Genomic DNA, 18,360 nt, shown 5'->3' on the forward strand with positions numbered 1-18,360 from the left:
CCCGCCCCCACAGCTCGCCCCTCCGCCGACGCCTCGCTCTCCGCGGCTCCCTGCGTTTTGGTAAGAGTCCGTTTACGATTACCAAGTCTTTTCGTACGAACTATTGACTCGGACTCCAAAGACGCTATCTCTGGAACATGAGCCAAGTTAAAGACTACCTCACCGACCGCATCCGAAAACTCGAGGACTCGCTCGTGCCGCTTCGGCAAGAAGTTAGCGAAAGGGAAGCCAAAATCCGGGAAATCGAGCGCGAACTCGCTGACCTCCGCACGGCCGCGCGAGCAATCGGTATACCTAACGGACTCCAAAGCCCGCCGCTGGGCGTGACTCGGCGCAAAGCCCCCCAAACCACTATCAAGGAAGCAGTGCTGACGGTCCTCGCCGACCACCCTCGGGGCCTTCTCGCCCTCGACCTCTTGGCCAAAATCAACGCCCGATTCGGCTGGAAGCTCATCCGTCCCAGCCTTAGCCCCCAGCTCACCCGCCTCAAGCGAGAGCACAAGATCATCTACTCGGACGGCCTTTGGCGGCTCCCGGGTGACCCCGACCTATTCTTACATACAGATACAAAAACCAAGTGATTGATAAGTCGCAGTTTTCCCGCAAAATCCTTTCCGGAGCTGAGGAAAACAGCGACGAAGCCTTGGCGCGCATCGCTATCGCCAAGCGCCGCATTCAATCCATTCTCGACCGAGATACAGCCGCCTGCCAGAAGACACTCGAACAAAAAATCGCTGAACAAGGCCCCCGCGAGATGCGCGTCGACCCCCATCTCATCGGGCGCGCCATCGTCGACCTCTCGGAGCTCAACCGGCTTGTCACCAACAACCACCCGGCGACAGGCCATGTTGGCTGGTTCTCCAATCCCGGCCGCGCCCCTGCCGAGGTCACTGCGCGTGTCGACTTCCTTGCTCCCTTATACGCCAGCGTTAGTGGCCACGGCTTCGGAAACCTCTCCGGGGACGCCCTTGAGGTCATAGTCTGGAAAGCTCTGCGGGATGTTCACAGCCGACATCGTCGCTTCACCTACCAAGGCCACTTCGACCTCACGCAACCCAAGAACCGCCAAGGCCGCTATCACCGCGTCCAACCACCAAAAAACATGGGGGAGCACACCACGAAAAAGGAAGCCGACTTCTTTCAGTTCGGCCACGCCGCGGGCGCCCTTTGCATCGAATGTAAAAACTATCGAGAGTGGATCTACCCTGACCACGGGGTCATCAAAGAACTGATCATCAAGGCATCCGACCTCGGTATAATCCCGGTTCTCGTCGCACGCCGACTACACTACACAACGCGAAACAACCTCTTTTACCCTGCAGGGATTATCGCGCACGAGAGCCTTTACCAATACTACCCAGCCGATCACGCGGACCTCGCCAACCAGGTGCGCCACGCGCGTAACCTCGGTTTCACCGATGTTCTCGCCTCCGAAGAGCCGCACGGCCGCACGCAGCGCTTCTTCTCGGACCTTCTCCCGGCCATCGTAGACCCAATGGCTGCGAAGTGGAGGAAACACGCGGATGCGCTCGTGGCCTTCGCTAACGGGAAAATCAAGCTGCACGAGCTGTATCGAGAAATAAACAGCCCGGCCGCGGCCTCATGGTCGGACGAGGGGCCCGATCCTGCAGACTTTGACTACTGACTGAAGCACTTAGGCAGGCGCGAGCCTCAGAACAAAACTGGAACACTGGTTATCCTGTGCTACTTGTGGGGATAACCCAGCCGAGACCCGCCGGCACTTTACCCGCCGATGGTAGAAGGAGCAGATTGGAAACGACGACTCGATCCGAGTGATCCCCCACGGGGCACGTATGCGCGCACGGAGGCGCAATCGTGCGGCCGGGGACCAAGGGACCCAGTTCCCTCGGGATTGCAACAATGGCTCGTCCGGCGTCGTGTCCGATACACCAACCCGTGGCTGTCTGCGACTACGTTCGCATACGGCTCGGAAGGGTGGAGTACGTGCGTGCGCACTGCAGGAGCCTACCCAGCCGATAGGCAAGGCAGGTCTCCCGTAGTCCTTGTGTGAAGGTGCCCTAACGGCGCCGTTTGGGGTCATCCAGTTAGCGCTGGGTGACCCCCTTCCGCTTTCGCAGCAACTCCGTAAGGCGCGGTGACCGTACGCCGATTTGGCTCTACGACGCAATGACGTAGGATGCTGAGCTATCCCATTGAAGAGTTTGGCTTCTCGCTAAAAGCAATGAGCAAACGTCCACAGGATTTTGTTAATAGCTCTTAAATGCGCCGCCGCTCTTACGCTCTGCTTGGCTACGCAGACCACCTCGGCACCTTGGTAAAACCTGCAGCCGTAACTTTGGCGACGGTCGCCCCTTCAGGCCGAGGAACTTTGAAGTCGGAGCGCCGGGGTCGATCAAAATAGGGTCCGGTGAGCGAAAGGGGACCCATTGATTTCGCCTTTTTGCATTGACGAAATCATTTGCTCATGATCGGCGCGCCCGGCGCCGGCAAGTCGATGCTGGCCGCGCGGCTGCCCTCGATCCTGCCGCCGCTGTCCCCGGGAGAGCTGCTCGAGGTCTCGATGATCGCCTCCGTTGCCGGCGAGATCGAAGGCGGCGCGCTGACGGCGCGGCGGCCGTTCCGTTCGCCGCATCATTCCGCGAGCATGGCCGCGCTCACCGGCGGCGGCATGCGCGCCAAGCCCGGCGAGATCTCGCTGGCGCATCAGGGCGTGCTGTTCCTCGACGAGCTGCCCGAATTCGATCCGCGCGTGCTGGATTCGCTGCGGCAGCCGCTGGAGAACGGCGAGGTCGCGGTGTCGCGCGCCAATCATCGCATCACCTACCCTGCCCGCTTCATGCTGGTCGCGGCGATGAATCCGTGCCGCTGCGGCAATGCGTTCGAGCCCGGCTATGCCTGCAAGCGCGGCCGCATCGACCGCTGCACCGGCGATTACCAGGCGCGCATCTCGGGCCCGTTGATGGACCGCATCGATCTGCGCATCGAGGTGCCGGCCGTGACCGCGGCCGATCTGATCCTGCCGCCGCCGGCGGAGGGCTCGGTCGAGGTCGCCGCGCGCGTGGCGGCAGCGCGCGACATCCAGCTCGCACGCTATGCCGGTGCCGGCCTGCCCCATGTCCGGACCAATGCCGAGGCGCCCGCGTCGGTGCTGGAGGAGATCGCCAAGCCGGACGCGCAGGGACAAAAACTGCTGCGCGACGCCGCCGAGACCATGCGGCTGTCGGCACGCGGCTATCACCGTGTGCTGCGGGTGGCGCGCACGCTGGCCGACCTCGATCATGCCGACAAGATCGGCCGGCTGCACCTTGCCGAAGCGCTGTCCTATCGCGCACTCGCGGAGGATGTGCGACAGATGGCCTGATGATACCGCGCATCAACCCGGCGGTAACGAGTTTCCTTTACGCTCTGCAAACCATAGGGCCCGCTCATTTCGGCTGCGAGTTCCCCGAGGGCCCGGCGAGTAGAGTGTCATGTTGCGTTTCAAGATCCTTGCCTCGGTTGTTCCCCTGCTGGCGGCTGCGGTGTTTGCCCGCGCCGAGATCGGATCGGTCTCGCATCCCTGCATCGCCGTGGGCGAGATCTCGGTCGAGCTCACCTCGCTGTTCTGGACCGCCGGCATGCATGTCGCCTTCACCGAAGATCCCGCGCGGGCAACGGTCCGGGTCCAGGTCACCGACGACGCTGACGCCGCGGACTTCGCATTGGTCGACGACGGCCTCGGTTCCGAGCCGGAGACCTGTCAGGCCAATCCTTCGAGGCGCCTCGTCTCGATTGCCGCTCAGCCCGTCGATGGCGGCCAGGTGATCTATCTCTCCAGCGAGGGACCGGCGGATTACCGCATCTATGTGCGCTCGAAGTCGGTCTCGCTGCGCGAGGCTGCGGCGCTGATCGTCGGCGCCCACGGCAGTCAGCGCCAGCTCCAGGCCGCTTCGCTCTGAAGCGTTAACACTTCGTCAACCCTGTTTGGAGGCTGGGCCAAAGCCTCAAACTGTTCGCAAGGTCGACGCGACATCGTCGCACACGGCGGCGGGTTTCAGACAAGGATCGGTGACGATGGGTCGGACGTTCCGGATCAAGGTGCGCATGCGCCGTTTCAGGCGACAGCACCCCCGCATCGCCTTCGCGATCCGCTCCTTCATGATCTTCTCGGCGACCTTCGGCGGCGCCTATGGGTTCGTGTCCGGCAGCCGGTCGGATAACTCCGGCTACGATCCCCACACCTTTGCGATCGGCGCGAGCTTCCTGTTCGCGCTCGCCTGCCTCGGGCTTGCGACGCTGAGCATGCGCCTGCGTTTCGTGGGCAAGCGGCTGCGTACACTCGCGGCCCACAACGAGACCCTGATCGACCGCAATTGGGAGCTGAAGGAAGCGGAAGAGCGCGCCCGCAGCCTGTTCGAGCAGCAGGGCGATCTCATCGTGCTGCGCGCGACCGATGGCCGCATCACCTTCGCCAACGAGGCCTATTGCGCGCTCGCGGGACAGACGCGCGACGCGCTGGTCGGCACGCGTTTCGATTTCGACGTGCTGGAGCAGGGCGACAGCGCGCGCGAGAGCAGCGGCACGCGCATCCACGACCAGAAGATCGCGACCCCGCTCGGCGCGCGCTGGATCGCCTGGCGCGAGGGCTATGTCCGCCTCGATGCCGGCCAGCCCGCCGAATTGCAGAGCGTGGGGCGCGACGTTACCGATCGCACCGAAACCGAGCGCGCCTTGTCCGACGCGCGCGACCAGGCCGATGCCGCCAACCGCGCCAAATCGCGCTTCCTCGCAATGGCCTCGCACGAGATCCGCACGCCGCTCAACGGCATCATCGGCATGGGCGGCCTCCTGCTCGACACCAATCTGACGCCGGAGCAGGCGACCTATGCCAAGGCGGTCAAGACCTCGGGCGAAGCCTTGATGGCGCTGATCGAGGAATTGCTCGACTATTCCAAGATCGAGGCCGGCAAGCTCGATCTCCAGCAGCGTCCCTTCGCGCTCTCGACCCTGATCGAGGAGATCTGCGAGCTGCTCGCGCCCCGCGCGCAGGCGAAGTCGCTCGAGATCGCCGCCTATGTCGACGAGCGCCTGCCGCTGGAGGTGGTCGGCGATGCCGCGCGGCTGCGCCAGGTGCTGCTCAACCTCGCCGGCAACGCCATCAAGTTCACCGCAAGCGGTGGCGTCGCGCTGATCGTCGAGCCCGGCATCTGGCCGAACGAGATCAGCTTCCTGGTCCGCGACACCGGCATCGGCATCGCGCCGGAGGCGCAGCAACGCATCTTCCGCGAATTCGAGCAGGCCGACGAGCGCGTCGCCCGCACCCATGGTGGCACCGGGCTCGGCCTTGCCATCAGCGAGCGCATCGTCAAGCGGATGGGCGGTCGCATCACGCTCACCAGCGAGCCGGGCAAAGGCTCGACCTTCGAGGTCGCAGTGCCGCTTCCGGCCTCGCAAGCCGGCGCGGGACAGACGGCCTTTCCGAGCACCGACCTTGCCGGCAAGTCGATCCTCGTCGTCGCCGACGGCATCGAAGCCGCGCTGATCGCGCGACGACTGGAGCGCTGGGGCGGCCAGACCTGCCTGGTTGCGGACGCAGCGGTCGCCGAAGCGCTGCTGCCGGAACGTTCCTGGCACGCAGTGCTGATCGATCGCGCGCTCGGTCCTGCCATGGCCGACCATCTGGGCGAGTTGGCCCGCGCACATGCGCTGCAGCGCCTCGTGCTGCTGACGTCGAGCTCGCGCCATGAAAAGCTGTCGCCGGCCTTCACCGGGTTTCTGATGAAGCCGCTGCGGGCGGCCTCGCTCGCCGCGCGCCTTGCGCTGGCGCCGGAGATCGCCTCGCCGGAGCTTGCGCCGGAACCGATGGTTGAAGCTGCCCATGTTACACCCGCAACGGGCCTCTCGATCCTCGTCGCCGAGGACAACGAGATCAACGCGCTGTTGATGCGCTCGCTGCTGACGAAGCTCGGCCATCGCGTCGTCATCGCCGTCCACGGCGAGGTCGCGCTGGAATCGTGGCTCGCCGCATGGTCGGCCGGTACGCCCTATGATCTCGTGCTGATGGATATCCAGATGCCGCAGCTCGACGGTATCGAGGCGACGAAGCGCATCCGTGCGCATGAGGCGGCCATGGGCAGCCGTCACACACCGATCCTCGCGCTCACCGCCAATACGCTGGTGGAGGATCGCAATGCCTGCTTCGAGGCGGGCATGACCGGATTTCTGATCAAGCCGCTCGATCGCGACAAGCTCGACGAAGCGCTTGCTGAGCTCGCGGCATCACCGCGGCTGCCGGTCTGATCGGGAACCTCGCGGGAACCCGGTCGGGCCGACAATCGAGAATTGAAATCGACCGCGTTACGCGTCACCATCCTCGGGGGCATTTGCCATAGAGGATTTAGCGCATGAATGTGCTTTGCCGCCTCGCATTGATTGTTGTTCTCGCCGGTTTCTCCCGGCACGCCGCAGCCGATACCCCTGAGCTCATCGCCTCGCTCAAGCAAGGCGGCTTTGTCCTGATCTTTCGGCACACCGCCACCGACGACGGCCAAAAGGATATCTACCCGTTCAAGTTCGACGATATGAGCGCCCAGCGTCAGCTCAGCGACAAGGGCAGGGAGATGGCGCGCCAGATCGGGGCGGCGGTCAAGGAGTTCGCGATCCCGATTGGCGAGGTCTACACCAGCCGGCTGAACCGCGCGATCGAGGCCGGCAAGCTGATCTCCGGCCGCGAGGTCAAGCCGGTCGATGCCTTGACGGACAGCAGCAATGCCAGTGCGTCGGGAATGGCAAACCCGACCGGCGCCAATGCAAAGGCCGGACAGGCCGTGCGTCAGCTCGTCGATGCGCCGCCGAAGGCAGGCGCCAACACGTTTCTGGTCACGCACAAGACCAACATCGCCGATGCCTTTGGCAAGGAGGCCGGTGACGTCCAGGAAGGCGAGGCCTTCGTTTACAAGGCCGGCGGCTCCGGCCCCGCCACCTTCGCAGGACGCATCAAGATCGCGGATTGGACTGCGAAGACCGGCCAGTGACAGGCCGCATCGGATCCGGCCGCCGGCACGACGGAGGCGTGGCGAGACTTGCCGCTCCGCCACGATCCTGTGCTACCAAAGTGCCGTGAGGCGCGACTGGAGCCCGGCGACACGTGAGAACATCGGAACACCGCTCATTCCTCGTCTGGCTCGGCCTCATCACCCTCGCGTTCGGCTGGCTGCTTTGGCCGTTCTCCGGTGCATTGCTATGGGCCACGCTGCTGGCGATCATCTTCGCGCCCGTCTATCGCCGTTTCCTGGAAGGGTTTCCGGAATGGCGCAACCTTGCCGCGCTTTCCACCGTCATCGTGGTGGTCGTCTTGGTCCTGATCCCGGTCGGGATCGTGATCGCTTCGCTCGTCGACCAGGGCGGCGAGCTATATCAGCGCGTTCAGGCCGGCGAGATCAATCTGGCTCATCCGCTGCAGCAACTGAAGGCCGCGCTGCCGGACTGGGCCGCCTCCATCTCAGGTCGCCTGGCCGGGATTGATCTCTCGGCCCTGAAGGAACGCCTGTCGAGCCTGGTGGTCCCGGCCGGCCAGCAGCTGGCCGGGCATGCGATCAACATCGGCCAGCTGACGCTGGAGTTCGTCGCGAGCCTGCTCGTGATGCTGTACCTGCTGTTCTTTTTCCTGCGCGACGGTGACGAGCTGAGCCTGCGCATCCGCGACGCGCTACCGCTGCGCGCGGGCCAAACCGCCGAGATCCTGGATGCCTTCACATTGGCGGTTCGCGGGACGATCAAGGGGATCATCCTGGTTGCGCTGATCCAAGGCGCGCTTGGCGGGCTGATTTTCTGGCTGCTCGGCCTGACTGCGCCGCTGCTGGCCGGCGCCATCATGGCGCTGCTGTCGCTTCTTCCGGTGCTGGGCTCCGCCCTGGTCTGGGTTCCCGCCGGCCTCTATCTGCTGCTGGCAGGCGCCGTGACGAAGGGAATCATCCTGCTCGCTTTCGGGACGTTCGTGATCGGCCTCGCGGACAATTTTCTCCGCCCGATCCTGGTCGGCCAGTCGATCCAGATGCCGAGCTATCTCGTGCTGCTGGCGACGCTCGGCGGCCTTGCGACCTTCGGAGCCAACGGTTTCGTCATCGGCCCGCTCGTCGCCGCAATGTTCCTGACGACGTGGCACATCTACGCCGGCTCGAAAGAACGACAGAAGGTCCGGGAATGAACTGTCACAGCGTAGGCAGCGAACCGCGGCGCGGAGAGCTTATCCGGCTTCACCGGGGTTGGCTTGAAGACCGTATCCGCCTGGGCGGCGCGCTTGCAATGAGGGCACACGAAGAGATGCGCGATGATCGGAACCGGCTCGTCCGCGAGCAGTTCTGAGCGGAACCATTTCATCTCGATATGGCAGTCCGGGCAGCTCGGCGCTTCAAGCAACTCGGCAGCACTTCTGAGACGGTCAACCATGGCGTCCTCGCGTTTCGTACGCTCATAGTCGAATACCTTTTGCCGGTCTGCAACAAAAGACACTTGCCCGGACGAACCAGGAGCTCGGCAACCGGCGCGATTACAGCCGTCGCAACGCCACGCTCTCCACCGTATGGTCGGCGCCCTTCTTGAGGATCAGCGTCGCGCGGGGCCGGGTCGGCAGGATGTTGTCCTCGAGATTGGCGAGGTTGGTGCGTTCCCAGATCGCGATGGCGGTGGCGGTGGCTTCCTCGTCCGACAGCAGCGCGTAGCGGTTGAAGTAGGATTTCGGGTTGGTGAACGCGGTGTCGCGGAGCGCCAGGAAGCGCTTGATGTACCATTGCCGCAGCGCCGCCTCGTCGGCGTCGATATAGACCGAGAAGTCGAAGAAGTCGGAGACCACAGGCACCGCCTTGCCGTCGCGCGGCAGCTTGCCGGTCTGCAGCACGTTGACGCCCTCGACGATCAGGATGTCGGGCTGATCGACCTCGGCCCACTGGTTCGGCACGATGTCGTAGGTCAGATGCGAATAGACCGGCGCACGCACATGACCGCGACCGGACTTGATATCGGAGAGGAAGCTGAGCAGCAGCGGAAGGTCGTAGCTCTCAGGGAAACCCTTCTTCTGCATGATGCCCTGCCGATCGAGCACGGCGTTGGGATAGAGAAACCCGTCGGTGGTGATCAGCTCGACCTTCGGGCGCGGCGACCAGCGCGCCAGCAGGGCCTGGAGCACGCGGGCCGTGGTGGACTTCCCGACGGCGACCGAACCGGCGACGCCGATGATGTAGGGCACCTTGCGGTCGCGGATGTTGAGGAACTGGCGCTCGGCGTAATACAGGCGCTGCATCGCATCGACGTAGATCGAGAGCAGGCGCGACAGCGGCAGGTAAATGTCCTCGACTTCCTGCAGGTCAAGGCGATCGTGCAGCGAACGCAGCCGGTCGAACTCGCCCGGCTCCAGCGTCATCGGCGTGTCGTCACGCAGGCGCGCCCATTCTTCGCGCGTATAGACCCGGTAGGGATTATACTGCTGCTCGGGTGCGCGGATATCCATGACGCCGCCTTTCCGTTGCTTCGATCAATCGCGCTTGCGCGACGCCTTTTCTTCCAACCCTGACATCGAAGTGCGCTTACCCAGCGCCGCCTCGACCTCTTCCAGCTTTATGCCGCGCGCCTTCAGAAGCACAAGGAAATGATAGAGCAGGTCGGCACTTTCAGCGACCAGATGCGCGCGATCGTTTTCGACTGCTGCGATTACGGTTTCGATTGCCTCTTCACCGAACTTCTTGGCGCAATGCTCGACGCCCTTGTCGAGCAGCTTGCGGGTATAGGACGCCTCGCCGCCGTCCGCCGCGCGGACGTCGATGGTCTCGGCCAGGTCATGGATCGTGAAACGCGGCATCGGATTACTCGGAAACACAGGGGGCCACAGAGGCCGTTGCCCACCGGCTTGTGTAACATTTTTGCTAGCGGGAGTCGTCAGGCATCGAGGCGCATCGGCAGCCCGCGCCGCGCCATATGCTCCTTGGCTTCACGGATGGTGAATTCCCCGAAATGGAAGATCGAGGCCGCCAGCACGGCGGTGGCGTGTCCGTCGCGGATACCGTCGACGAGATGGTCGAGATTGCCGACGCCGCCCGAGGCGATCACCGGAACGGGCACGCTGTCGGCGATCGCCCGGGTCAGGGGGATGTCGAATCCCTGCCTGGTGCCATCCCGGTCCATCGAGGTGAGCAGGATTTCACCGGCGCCGAGCGCGACGACTTCCTGGGCATATTCGATCGCGTCGATGCCGGTCGAGTTGCGGCCGCCATGGGTAAAGATCTCCCAGCGGTCGCCGCCCGGGCGCTTCACCCGCTTGGCGTCGATCGCGACCACGACGCATTGTTCGCCGAATTTCTCGGCCGCTTCCTTGACGAACTCGCGCCGCGAGACTGCGGCGCTGTTGATCGAGACCTTGTCGGCGCCGGCGCGCAGCAGCGTCTTGATGTCGTTGACCTCACGCACGCCGCCGCCGACGGTGACAGGCATAAAGCAGGCTTCCGCGGTGCGCCGGACCACGTCCAGCATGATGCCGCGGTTCTCGTGGGTCGCGGTGATGTCGAGGAAGGTGAGCTCGTCGGCGCCGGCCGCATCATAGGCGATCGCAGCCTCGACGGGGTCGCCGGCATCCCTGAGATCGACGAAGTTGACGCCCTTGACGACGCGGCCGTCCTTGACGTCGAGGCAGGGGATCACACGCACCTTGAACATGTGTCAGCTCCTGCGCGCGTCGCGGATCAAAGTGAGGGCGGCCGCGGGATCGAGGCGGCCGTCATAGAGCGCACGTCCGGCGATCGCGCCGGCGAGCTTGTTCGCACGCGGCGTGAGCATCGCCTTGACGTCTTCGATCGAGGCGAGTCCGCCGGAGGCGATCACCGGAATCGAGATGGCGTCCGCGAGCGCAATGGTCGCGTCCAGATTCAGGCCCTTGAGCAGGCCGTCGCGCGCGATGTCGGTGAAGACGATGGCGGCGACGCCGGCATCCTCGAACCGCCTTGCGATCTCCAGCACGGTCACTTGCGAGGTCTCGGCCCAGCCTTCGACCGCGACCTTGCCGTCGCGGGCATCTAACCCGACCGCGACGCGGCCGGGGAATTTCTTCGCGGCGGATTTCACCAGCTCGGGATCACGCACCGCCGCCGTGCCGATGATGACGCGGGTGATGCCCTTGTCGAGCCAGGCTTCGACGGTCTTGAGATCGCGAATGCCGCCGCCGAGCTGCACCGGAATCCTGATCGTCTTCAGCATCGCCTCGACGGCCTCGGCATTCACCGGCTTGCCGGCAAAGGCGCCATCGAGATCGACGACGTGGAGATACTCAAAGCCCTGCTCGACGAAGCTCTGCGCCTGCGCCGCCGGATTAAGGTTGAACACGGTCGCGCGCGCCATGTCGCCCTGCTCGAGGCGCACGCACTGGCCGTTCTTGAGGTCGATCGCGGGGAAGAGGATCATGATTGAGCCAGGATTTTTCCGCGCACACGGTGCGCTCCCTCCCCCCTTGTGGGGGAGGGTTGGGGAGAGGGGTAGCCGCGGGCACCGCCGTCGGGGCTTACCCCCCTCCCGAACGCTGCGCGTTCGACCTCCCCCACAAGGGGGGAGGTGACAAGAGAGAGCGAAGCGGCCATCACGGTTTCCATCGCAAGAAGTTCGAGATCAGGGCCAGGCCGAAACGCTGGCTCTTCTCGGGGTGAAATTGCGTGCCGATGGCGGTGTCCTTGCCCACGATCGCGGTGACGGGACCGCCGTAATCGGCGCGCGCGAGCACGTCCGCCTCGTTGGCCGCATTGAGGTGATAGGAGTGCACGAAATAAGCGTGCTGGCCCTTCGGGCCGAGCGGCAGCTTGTTCAGCACCGGATGCTCCTGCAGCAGGTCGAGCGTATTCCAGCCCATGTGCGGGATCTTCAGGCTCTCGTCGCGCGGCGTGATCTTCTCGACGTCGCCGCCGATCCAGTTCAGGCCCTCGGTGATGACGTGCTCCTTGCCGCGGCTCGCCATCAGCTGCATGCCGACGCAGATGCCGAAGAACGGCCGCGCCTTGACGCGCACCGCTTCCGTGATCGCCTCGACCATGCCGTTGACGGCATCGAGCCCGCGCCGGCAATCGGCGAACGCGCCGACGCCCGGCAGCACCAGACGATCAGCCTCGTAAGCCTGATCGGGATCGCTGGTAACAAAGACCTTTTGCGGGTTCTCCATGCTGCGCGCGGCGCGCTCGAAAGCCTTGGCGGCGGAATGCAGATTGCCGGAACCGTAATCGATGATGGCGACGCTCATCTTGACCCTCCCGGTTCTGGAAACAACCCGATGATGCCGCCGGCCGGAATCGGCGGCGGGTTCGAGAATTGCTGGCCCGGCACGCTGCGGGTCGGCGGCGGACCGCCGCGATCGACGGCCCATTGATCGTTGACGATGCCGTGCTGCTTCTGGCTCCAGCGCTCGAAGAAGCGGCGCTCGGCGGTGTCCTCGTCGTCGGCAACCACCACATCGAGCTGGCGCCATTTGCCGCGCGACAGCGTCCAGCGCCGCAGGCTCGAGACCTCCAGACCCATCAGCAGCGCGATGATGAGATCGGCGAAGAAGATCGAAGAACGTCCGATACCGAGGCTCGACAGCCCCGCATTGAACGCGGCGATGAAGATCAGATAGCCGATCAGCGCCAGCCACAGCCGATTCCACAGCAGCCAGAATGGTCCGAAGATCATCGCCCAGAAATGGAAACCGTCGCGCACGAACACGAACTTGTCGGTCGCGCGCAGATCGGCTCCGGCAGGGGAGGGCGCATGAACTGTGTAGACAGGCATGGTGATGCCCCGTTCCTAGCAAGTCAGTGATACCGCAGGCGGCGCGTGCCGCCGGGAAGAGACGTCAGCCGCCGAGCGAGCCCTTGGTGGACGGGATCTCGCCCGCCGCTTTCGGATCGATCGCGACCGCCGTGCGCAGCGCCCGCGCCAGACCTTTGAAGCAAGACTCGGCGATATGATGGCTGTTATCGCCATATAGGGTCTCGACGTGCAGAGTCACGCCGGCGTTGATGGCAAAGGCCTGGAACCACTCGCGCACCAGCTCGGTGTCGAACTCGCCGATCTTGTCGCGGGGGAAGTCGGCCTTGAACACCAGGAACGGGCGGCCCGAAATGTCGATGACCACGCGCGACAGCGTCTCGTCCATGGGCATGTGCACGCCGGCATAGCGGGTGATGCCCGCCATGTTGCCGAGCGCCTGCTTGACCGCCTGGCCGAGCGCGATGCCGGTGTCTTCGGTGGTATGGTGATAATCAATGTGCAGATCGCCCACCGCCTTGACCGTGAGGTCGATGCGGGAATGGCGGGCGAGGAGATCGAGCATATGGTCGAAAAAGCCGATGCCGGTCGCGATATTGGCCACGCCGGTGCCATCGAGGTTCACGGAGACCTCGATCTCGGTTTCCTTGGTCTTGCGCTTGATCGTCGCGGTGCGCATTGAAGGCTTTCGCTTCTATTTGAGCATGTCCTGCTCGGAAAACCGGTACCCACTTTTCCGGGATCATGCTCGGGGCCGAAAACGCCAGTCTCTTAACAGCCAAATGACACCTTCGCTACTGCGGGAACGGCCGGCCGGGCCTCTACTTCTGCCTATGGTGAGCGAAATTTGGCCCGGAACGGCCCGTTGTGCCCAGGTTGTCCCCTTGTCCGCGACCGCCTAAATCAAGCGGACAACGAGGATCATTCATGCAGGATTCCCAGAACAGCTCGCCGGGCTGGCACGGCACCACGATTTTGACGGTCCGCAAGGGCGGCAGGGTGGTGGTTGGCGGCGACGGCCAGGTTTCGATCGGCCAGACCGTGATCAAGTCCAACGCCAAGAAGGTCCGAAAGCTCGGCAAGGGCGACGTGATCGGCGGCTTTGCCGGCGCAACCGCCGACGCCTTCACCCTGTTCGAGCGGCTGGAGGCCAAGCTCGAGCAATATCCGGGGCAGCTGACCCGGGCCGCGGTCGAGCTGGCCAAGGACTGGCGCACCGACCGCTATTTGCGGCGGCTCGAGGCCATGATGATCGTGGCCGACAAGGACGTCTCCCTGGTGCTGACAGGCACCGGCGACGTGCTGGAGCCCGAGGCCGGCGTGATGGCGATCGGCTCCGGCGGCAATTACGCGCTGGCGGCGGCACGGGCCCTGCTCGACACCGACAAGGACGCCGAGACCATCGTCCGCCGCTCCATGGACATCGCCGCCGATATCTGCGTCTACACCAACCGCAGCTTGACCATCGAGAGCCTGGCGACGGGGTAGGGGCCTATCTTGTGACTCAACAGCGGCGCTCCGGACCGGCTGTAACCTCTCCCGCCTGCGGGAGAGGTCGGCGCATAGCGCCGGGTGAGGGTTTCCTCCTCTGGGGGATTGTCCCATCGCGGAGATACCCTCTCCCCAACCCTCTCCCGCAGGCGGGAGAGGGAGCGCAGTGCCGCGATGGTCGATAGATGGTCCACACCTACACCTTCCATCCCATGACCGCCGCCGACCTGCCGCTGATCCGGCGGTGGCTGGGCGAGGCCCATGTGCGGGACTGGTGGGGCGATCCGGACGAGCAGTTTGCGCTTGTCAGCGGCGATCTCGATGAACCGGCCATGGACCAGTTCATCGTGTTGGCCGGCCAGCAGCCCCTGGGCTATCTTCAGTGCTACCGCCTCACCGCCTGGAATACGGGCTTTGGGCCGCAACCGGAGGGCACGCGTGGGATCGACCTGTTCATCGGCGAAACCGACATGATCGAACGCGGTCACGGCTCGGCCTTCATCCGCCAGTTTGTCGATGAGCAGTTTCGCAGCGGCCTGCCGCGCATGGTCACCGATCCCGACCCGCTCAACGCACGCGCCTTGCGTGCCTATGAGAAGGCCGGTTTCGTCCGCGACCGCGTGGTGGAGACGCCGGATGGGCCGGCGCTGCTGATGGTGCGTGAACCATGACGCTGGTCCACGCGCGCGAGAGCAAGGTCTCGTTTCCGCCGCTCGCCTGGGCCGGCATCGCGCTGCTGCTGCTGGCGCTGCAGGCCGCGATCCTGCTTGCGATGGGCCGCGTGCCGATCTGCACCTGCGGCACTGTCAAGCTGTGGCACGGGGTGGTGAACAGCTCGGAGAACTCCCAGCACATCGCCGACTGGTACACTTTCTCGCACGTTCTGCACGGCTTCCTGTTCTACGGCCTGACCTGGCTGCTGTTCGCGCGCCTGCCGTTCCTGCCCCTCTCCTGGCCGGCACGGCTGATCGTCGCCATGCTGATCGAAGGTGCCTGGGAGATCGTCGAGAACTCGCCCTTCATCATCGAGCGCTACCGCGCCGGCACGATCTCGCTGGACTATTTCGGCGACAGCATCGTCAACTCGGTCTCCGACAATCTGGCCATGGTGTTCGGGTTCCTCGCCGCGCGTTCGTTGCCTGTCACCGCGACCGTCCTGCTCGGGCTCGCCTTCGAGATCATGCTGGCGCTTCACATTCGCGACAATCTGACGCTCAACATCCTGATGCTGATCCATCCGATCGAGGCCGTGAAGCAATGGCAATCCGGCCCGCCGATCATCTGACGGCCGAAAAAAGCGGCTTGTCCTACCCCGCAACTGACCCTAGCTAAGGTCCCATGACAGACTTCTCTCCGCGTGAAATCGTTTCCGAACTCGACCGTTTCATCGTCGGCCAGGCCGATGCCAAGCGCGCCGTCTCGATCGCGCTGCGCAACCGCTGGCGGCGGCAACAGCTGTCCGGCTCCTTGCGCGAGGAGGTGCTGCCGAAAAACATTCTGATGATCGGCCCCACCGGCGTCGGCAAGACCGAGATCGCGCGGCGATTGGCAAAACTCGCGAACGCACCGTTCCTGAAGGTGGAAGCGACCAAGTTCACCGAGGTCGGCTATGTCGGCCGGGACGTCGAGCAGATCGTGCGCGACCTCGTCGAGGTCGCGATCGCACAGGTCCGCGAGAAGAAGCGCAAGGACGTGCACGCCCGCGCGCAGCTCGCCGCCGAGGAGCGCGTGCTCGACGCGCTGGTCGGCGCCAATGCCTCGTCCACGACGCGAGAATCCTTTCGCAAGAAGCTGCGCGCCGGCGAGCTCAACGACAAGGAGATCGAGATCGAGACGCAGTCCTCAGGCGGCGGCATGCCGATGTTCGAGATCCCCGGCATGCCGGGCGCGCAGATGGGCGCGATCTCGCTCGGCGACATTTTCGGCAAGCTCGGCGGCCGCAGCAAGACGCGGCGGCTGACGGTCGAGAGCTCGCACGAGATCCTCGTCAACGAGGAATCCGACAAGCTGCTGGACACCGAGCAGCTGACGCTGGAGGCGATCAGCGCGGTCGAGAACAACGGCATCGTGTTCCTCGACGAGATCGACAAGATCTGCGCCCGTGACGGCCGCGTCGGCGGCGACGTCTCGCGCGAGGGCGTGCAGCGCGATCTCCTGCCCCTGATCGAGGGCACCACGGTCTCGACCAAGCACGGCGCGGTGAAGACCGACCACATCCTGTTCATCGCCTCCGGCGCCTTCCACGTCGCAAAACCGTCCGACCTGCTGCCGGAATTGCAGGGCCGGCTGCCGATCCGCGTCGAATTGCAGGCGCTGACCCGCGACGACATGCGCCGCATCCTGACCGAGCCCGAGGCCTCGCTGATCAAGCAATATATCGCCTTGATGCAGACCGAGGGCGTGACGCTCGACATCACCGACAGCGCGATCGACGCGCTTGCCGATGTCGCGGTCGCCGTCAATTCCACCGTCGAGAACATCGGCGCGCGGCGGCTGCAGACCGTGATGGAGCGGGTGCTGGACGAGATCTCCTTCACCGCCCCCGACCGCAGCGGCGAGACCGTCAAGGTCGACGCCGATTTCGTGCAGAAGCACGTCGGCGACCTCGCCAAGAACGCGGATCTGAGCCGGTTCATTTTGTAATTCCGGTTCAGTCCGCTATCTATCCGCTGTCGTCCCTGCGAAAGCAGGGATCCATAACCACCAGCGGTCCTTGTTGAAACAGATGGCGGCTCCAATCCCGGCACACACGACCTCCTGTGGTTATGGGTCCCGGGTCGCGCGGAGCCTGTCATCGGGCCGCGCTTTGCGCGGACCCGGTGGCTTGCCCGGGACGACAGCGGAGGTTGACGTGCGGCGGGTGCCACGTGCCCGCTAACAGCTGGCAAAATCCCTGGCGGCTGCTGCTCGCGATCAACGCGGCGGTTATCGTCGGCGTGTTCATTCACAAGCTCCTGCTGCCGCCTTACGTCCCCTACATCCACCTTCTGGTCGACTACCATTTCGGCTTCATCAAGCGCGCACTGATCGGAGCCATCGTCGTGCTGGTCACGGACAAGGTGCCGGTCTGGCTGGTCTTTGCGCTCGGCGGCGTGACATGGCTCGTGACATCAGCGCTGTTTTCAAGACTCTTTCAGAAAACGTTCGGCTTCACCGCGAGGACGCTGCCGCTGTTCGTCTTCATGGCGGGATCGCCGTTCTTCCTGAAGAACTTCATGCACACGCTCGGCCATTTCGACATCTACGGCTGTGCGCTGGCGCTCGTCCTGCTGCTGATGCCGGCGCGCTCGCTGCTGTTCGTCGCCACGGCAGCGCTGTTCGCGGTCATCCTCGTGCTGATCCACCACATTCATCTGCTGATGTACGTGCCCACGATCTTCACCATCGTCGTGGTCAGGCATTATCTCGCCTGCGGGCTCGATCGCAGCAATGTCGCCTTCGGCATCGTTGCCTTGCTCATCGTCTCCGCGCTGTTCCTTGCCGCGCAGTTTTGGGGAACGATGCCGATCCCGGAAGCGGATTTCGTCGCGCATCTGAAGAGCCGAATGGCCGATCCGTCCCGAAACGACCTCCTGCAATTCGCCTATATCTGGTATCAGCCGCTGGCGAAGGAGATTTCGGACACCTGGGGCCGCCTGCCGCACAACATCCTCGGCGTGCCCGTGTTCGCGCTGCTGATCTGGCTGCACACGCCGCTGTGGCGCTATTTTGCCAAGCTGATCGGGGCGCTTGCCAGCGAGATGCACCGCCGCCTGGTGATCGCGGCGCTGGCTGGCGTCAGCCTCGGCTACCTCGTGATGTTCGCGATGGTGTTCGACTATTCGCGCTGGATCTCGAACTGGGCGGTCTGCATGTTCCTGATCCTGCACGCCGTGAAGATGCTGCCGGCGGCACGGGAGACGGAGTTGATTCCGGCGGAGGATCGCAACACCAACATCTTCGGCTTGGTCCTCACACTGATCCCGCGCGTCGGCATCATCCGGCCGTTTTGAGCTTCGCTTGCAGCTGCAGCGGCGGTGCGCTCCCTCTCCCGCTTGCGGGAGAGGGTTGGGGAGAGGGCTTTCTCCGCAGAGGAGAGAGCCCTCAGCCGCCGCGCGGGACGATGCTTCGCATCGCCCGGGCGCGTCGGCATCG

19 protein-coding genes and 1 pseudogene are annotated in these 18,360 nt (G+C 64.3%); 12 read left to right on the plus strand and 8 right to left on the minus strand.

Features of this window, described 5'->3' with window-relative positions:
- Positions 1–137 precede the first annotated feature (137 nt).
- The 7 genes and pseudogenes from AC066S_RS28510 to AC066S_RS28540 all read left to right on the plus strand — a co-directional run bounded on the left by AC066S_RS28510 (position 138) and on the right by AC066S_RS28540 (position 8,167).
- Positions 138–581 (plus strand): hypothetical protein, encoded by a 444-nt coding sequence (locus AC066S_RS28510; RefSeq protein WP_478271183.1) that lies wholly within the window; start codon positions 138–140, stop codon positions 579–581.
- A complete protein-coding gene (locus AC066S_RS28515; protein ID WP_478271184.1) occupies positions 578–1,645 on the plus strand; it encodes a hypothetical protein in 1,068 nt (355 codons plus the stop codon). The genes AC066S_RS28510 and AC066S_RS28515 overlap by 4 nt, the downstream gene beginning before the upstream one ends.
- Before the next feature lie 789 nt (positions 1,646–2,434).
- A pseudogene (locus AC066S_RS28520) lies at positions 2,435–3,343 on the plus strand (YifB family Mg chelatase-like AAA ATPase); the annotation flags it as partial.
- Between the two features lie 109 nt (positions 3,344–3,452).
- Entirely contained in the window at positions 3,453–3,920 is a 468-nt protein-coding gene (locus AC066S_RS28525; RefSeq protein WP_126256894.1) for a hypothetical protein, read from the plus strand.
- Positions 3,921–4,035: 115 nt separating this feature from the next.
- Positions 4,036–6,261 (plus strand): ATP-binding protein, encoded by a 2,226-nt coding sequence (locus AC066S_RS28530; protein ID WP_164718510.1) that lies wholly within the window; start codon positions 4,036–4,038, stop codon positions 6,259–6,261.
- A 104-nt stretch (positions 6,262–6,365) separates the two neighbouring features.
- Entirely contained in the window at positions 6,366–6,995 is a 630-nt protein-coding gene (locus AC066S_RS28535; protein WP_126256892.1) for a histidine phosphatase family protein, read from the plus strand.
- A gap of 113 nt (positions 6,996–7,108) precedes the next feature.
- Positions 7,109–8,167, plus strand: coding sequence for an AI-2E family transporter (locus tag AC066S_RS28540; protein ID WP_478271185.1), 1,059 nt, complete (start codon positions 7,109–7,111; stop codon positions 8,165–8,167).
- Here AC066S_RS28540 and AC066S_RS28545 read toward each other — a convergent pair.
- The 8 genes from AC066S_RS28545 to hisB all read right to left on the minus strand — a co-directional run bounded on the left by AC066S_RS28545 (position 8,128) and on the right by hisB (position 13,414).
- Positions 8,128–8,409: a hypothetical protein gene (locus tag AC066S_RS28545; protein ID WP_126256890.1), complete on the minus strand. Its 282-nt coding sequence runs from the start codon at positions 8,407–8,409 to the stop codon at positions 8,128–8,130. The two genes, AC066S_RS28540 and AC066S_RS28545, sit on opposite strands and share 40 nt — an antisense overlap.
- Before the next feature lie 100 nt (positions 8,410–8,509).
- The gene (coaA, locus tag AC066S_RS28550) at positions 8,510–9,466 is read right to left on the minus strand and encodes a type I pantothenate kinase (RefSeq protein WP_126256889.1); all 957 of its coding nucleotides are present in this window, start codon (positions 9,464–9,466) and stop codon (positions 8,510–8,512) included.
- A gap of 24 nt (positions 9,467–9,490) precedes the next feature.
- A complete protein-coding gene (locus tag AC066S_RS28555; protein ID WP_126256888.1) occupies positions 9,491–9,814 on the minus strand; it encodes a phosphoribosyl-ATP diphosphatase in 324 nt (107 codons plus the stop codon).
- Between the two features lie 77 nt (positions 9,815–9,891).
- Positions 9,892–10,665, minus strand: a complete 774-nt coding sequence (gene hisF, locus AC066S_RS28560; RefSeq protein ID WP_028133461.1) for an imidazole glycerol phosphate synthase subunit HisF — start codon at positions 10,663–10,665, stop codon at positions 9,892–9,894.
- Positions 10,666–10,668: 3 nt separating this feature from the next.
- A complete protein-coding gene (gene hisA / locus AC066S_RS28565) occupies positions 10,669–11,406 on the minus strand; it encodes a 1-(5-phosphoribosyl)-5-[(5-phosphoribosylamino)methylideneamino]imidazole-4-carboxamide isomerase (protein WP_135170199.1) in 738 nt (245 codons plus the stop codon).
- Between the two features lie 172 nt (positions 11,407–11,578).
- Positions 11,579–12,229 (minus strand): imidazole glycerol phosphate synthase subunit HisH, encoded by a 651-nt coding sequence (gene hisH, locus AC066S_RS28570; RefSeq protein ID WP_126256886.1) that lies wholly within the window; start codon positions 12,227–12,229, stop codon positions 11,579–11,581.
- Positions 12,226–12,756, minus strand: coding sequence for a DUF2628 domain-containing protein (locus tag AC066S_RS28575; protein ID WP_478271186.1), 531 nt, complete (start codon positions 12,754–12,756; stop codon positions 12,226–12,228). The genes hisH and AC066S_RS28575 overlap by 4 nt, the downstream gene beginning before the upstream one ends.
- Before the next feature lie 64 nt (positions 12,757–12,820).
- Positions 12,821–13,414: an imidazoleglycerol-phosphate dehydratase HisB gene (hisB, locus tag AC066S_RS28580; protein WP_126256884.1), complete on the minus strand. Its 594-nt coding sequence runs from the start codon at positions 13,412–13,414 to the stop codon at positions 12,821–12,823.
- Positions 13,415–13,662: 248 nt separating this feature from the next.
- Here hisB and hslV point away from each other — a divergent pair, with 248 nt between their 5' ends.
- The 5 genes from hslV (at position 13,663) to AC066S_RS28605 (ending at position 18,218) form a co-directional block, all read left to right on the plus strand.
- Positions 13,663–14,223, plus strand: coding sequence for an ATP-dependent protease subunit HslV (gene hslV / locus AC066S_RS28585; RefSeq protein ID WP_126256883.1), 561 nt, complete (start codon positions 13,663–13,665; stop codon positions 14,221–14,223).
- Positions 14,224–14,411: 188 nt separating this feature from the next.
- The gene (locus AC066S_RS28590; protein ID WP_478271187.1) at positions 14,412–14,897 is read left to right on the plus strand and encodes a GNAT family N-acetyltransferase; all 486 of its coding nucleotides are present in this window, start codon (positions 14,412–14,414) and stop codon (positions 14,895–14,897) included.
- Positions 14,894–15,511, plus strand: a complete 618-nt coding sequence (locus tag AC066S_RS28595; protein WP_478271188.1) for a DUF2585 domain-containing protein — start codon at positions 14,894–14,896, stop codon at positions 15,509–15,511. Before AC066S_RS28590 ends, AC066S_RS28595 begins: the two co-directional genes overlap by 4 nt.
- 53 nt (positions 15,512–15,564) lie before the next feature.
- The gene (gene hslU / locus AC066S_RS28600) at positions 15,565–16,869 is read left to right on the plus strand and encodes an ATP-dependent protease ATPase subunit HslU (RefSeq protein WP_135170127.1); all 1,305 of its coding nucleotides are present in this window, start codon (positions 15,565–15,567) and stop codon (positions 16,867–16,869) included.
- A gap of 224 nt (positions 16,870–17,093) precedes the next feature.
- Positions 17,094–18,218, plus strand: coding sequence for a hypothetical protein (locus tag AC066S_RS28605; RefSeq protein ID WP_478271189.1), 1,125 nt, complete (start codon positions 17,094–17,096; stop codon positions 18,216–18,218).
- Positions 18,219–18,360 lie beyond the last annotated feature (142 nt).

This window comes from Bradyrhizobium sp. CFUWI (assembly GCF_056429085.1).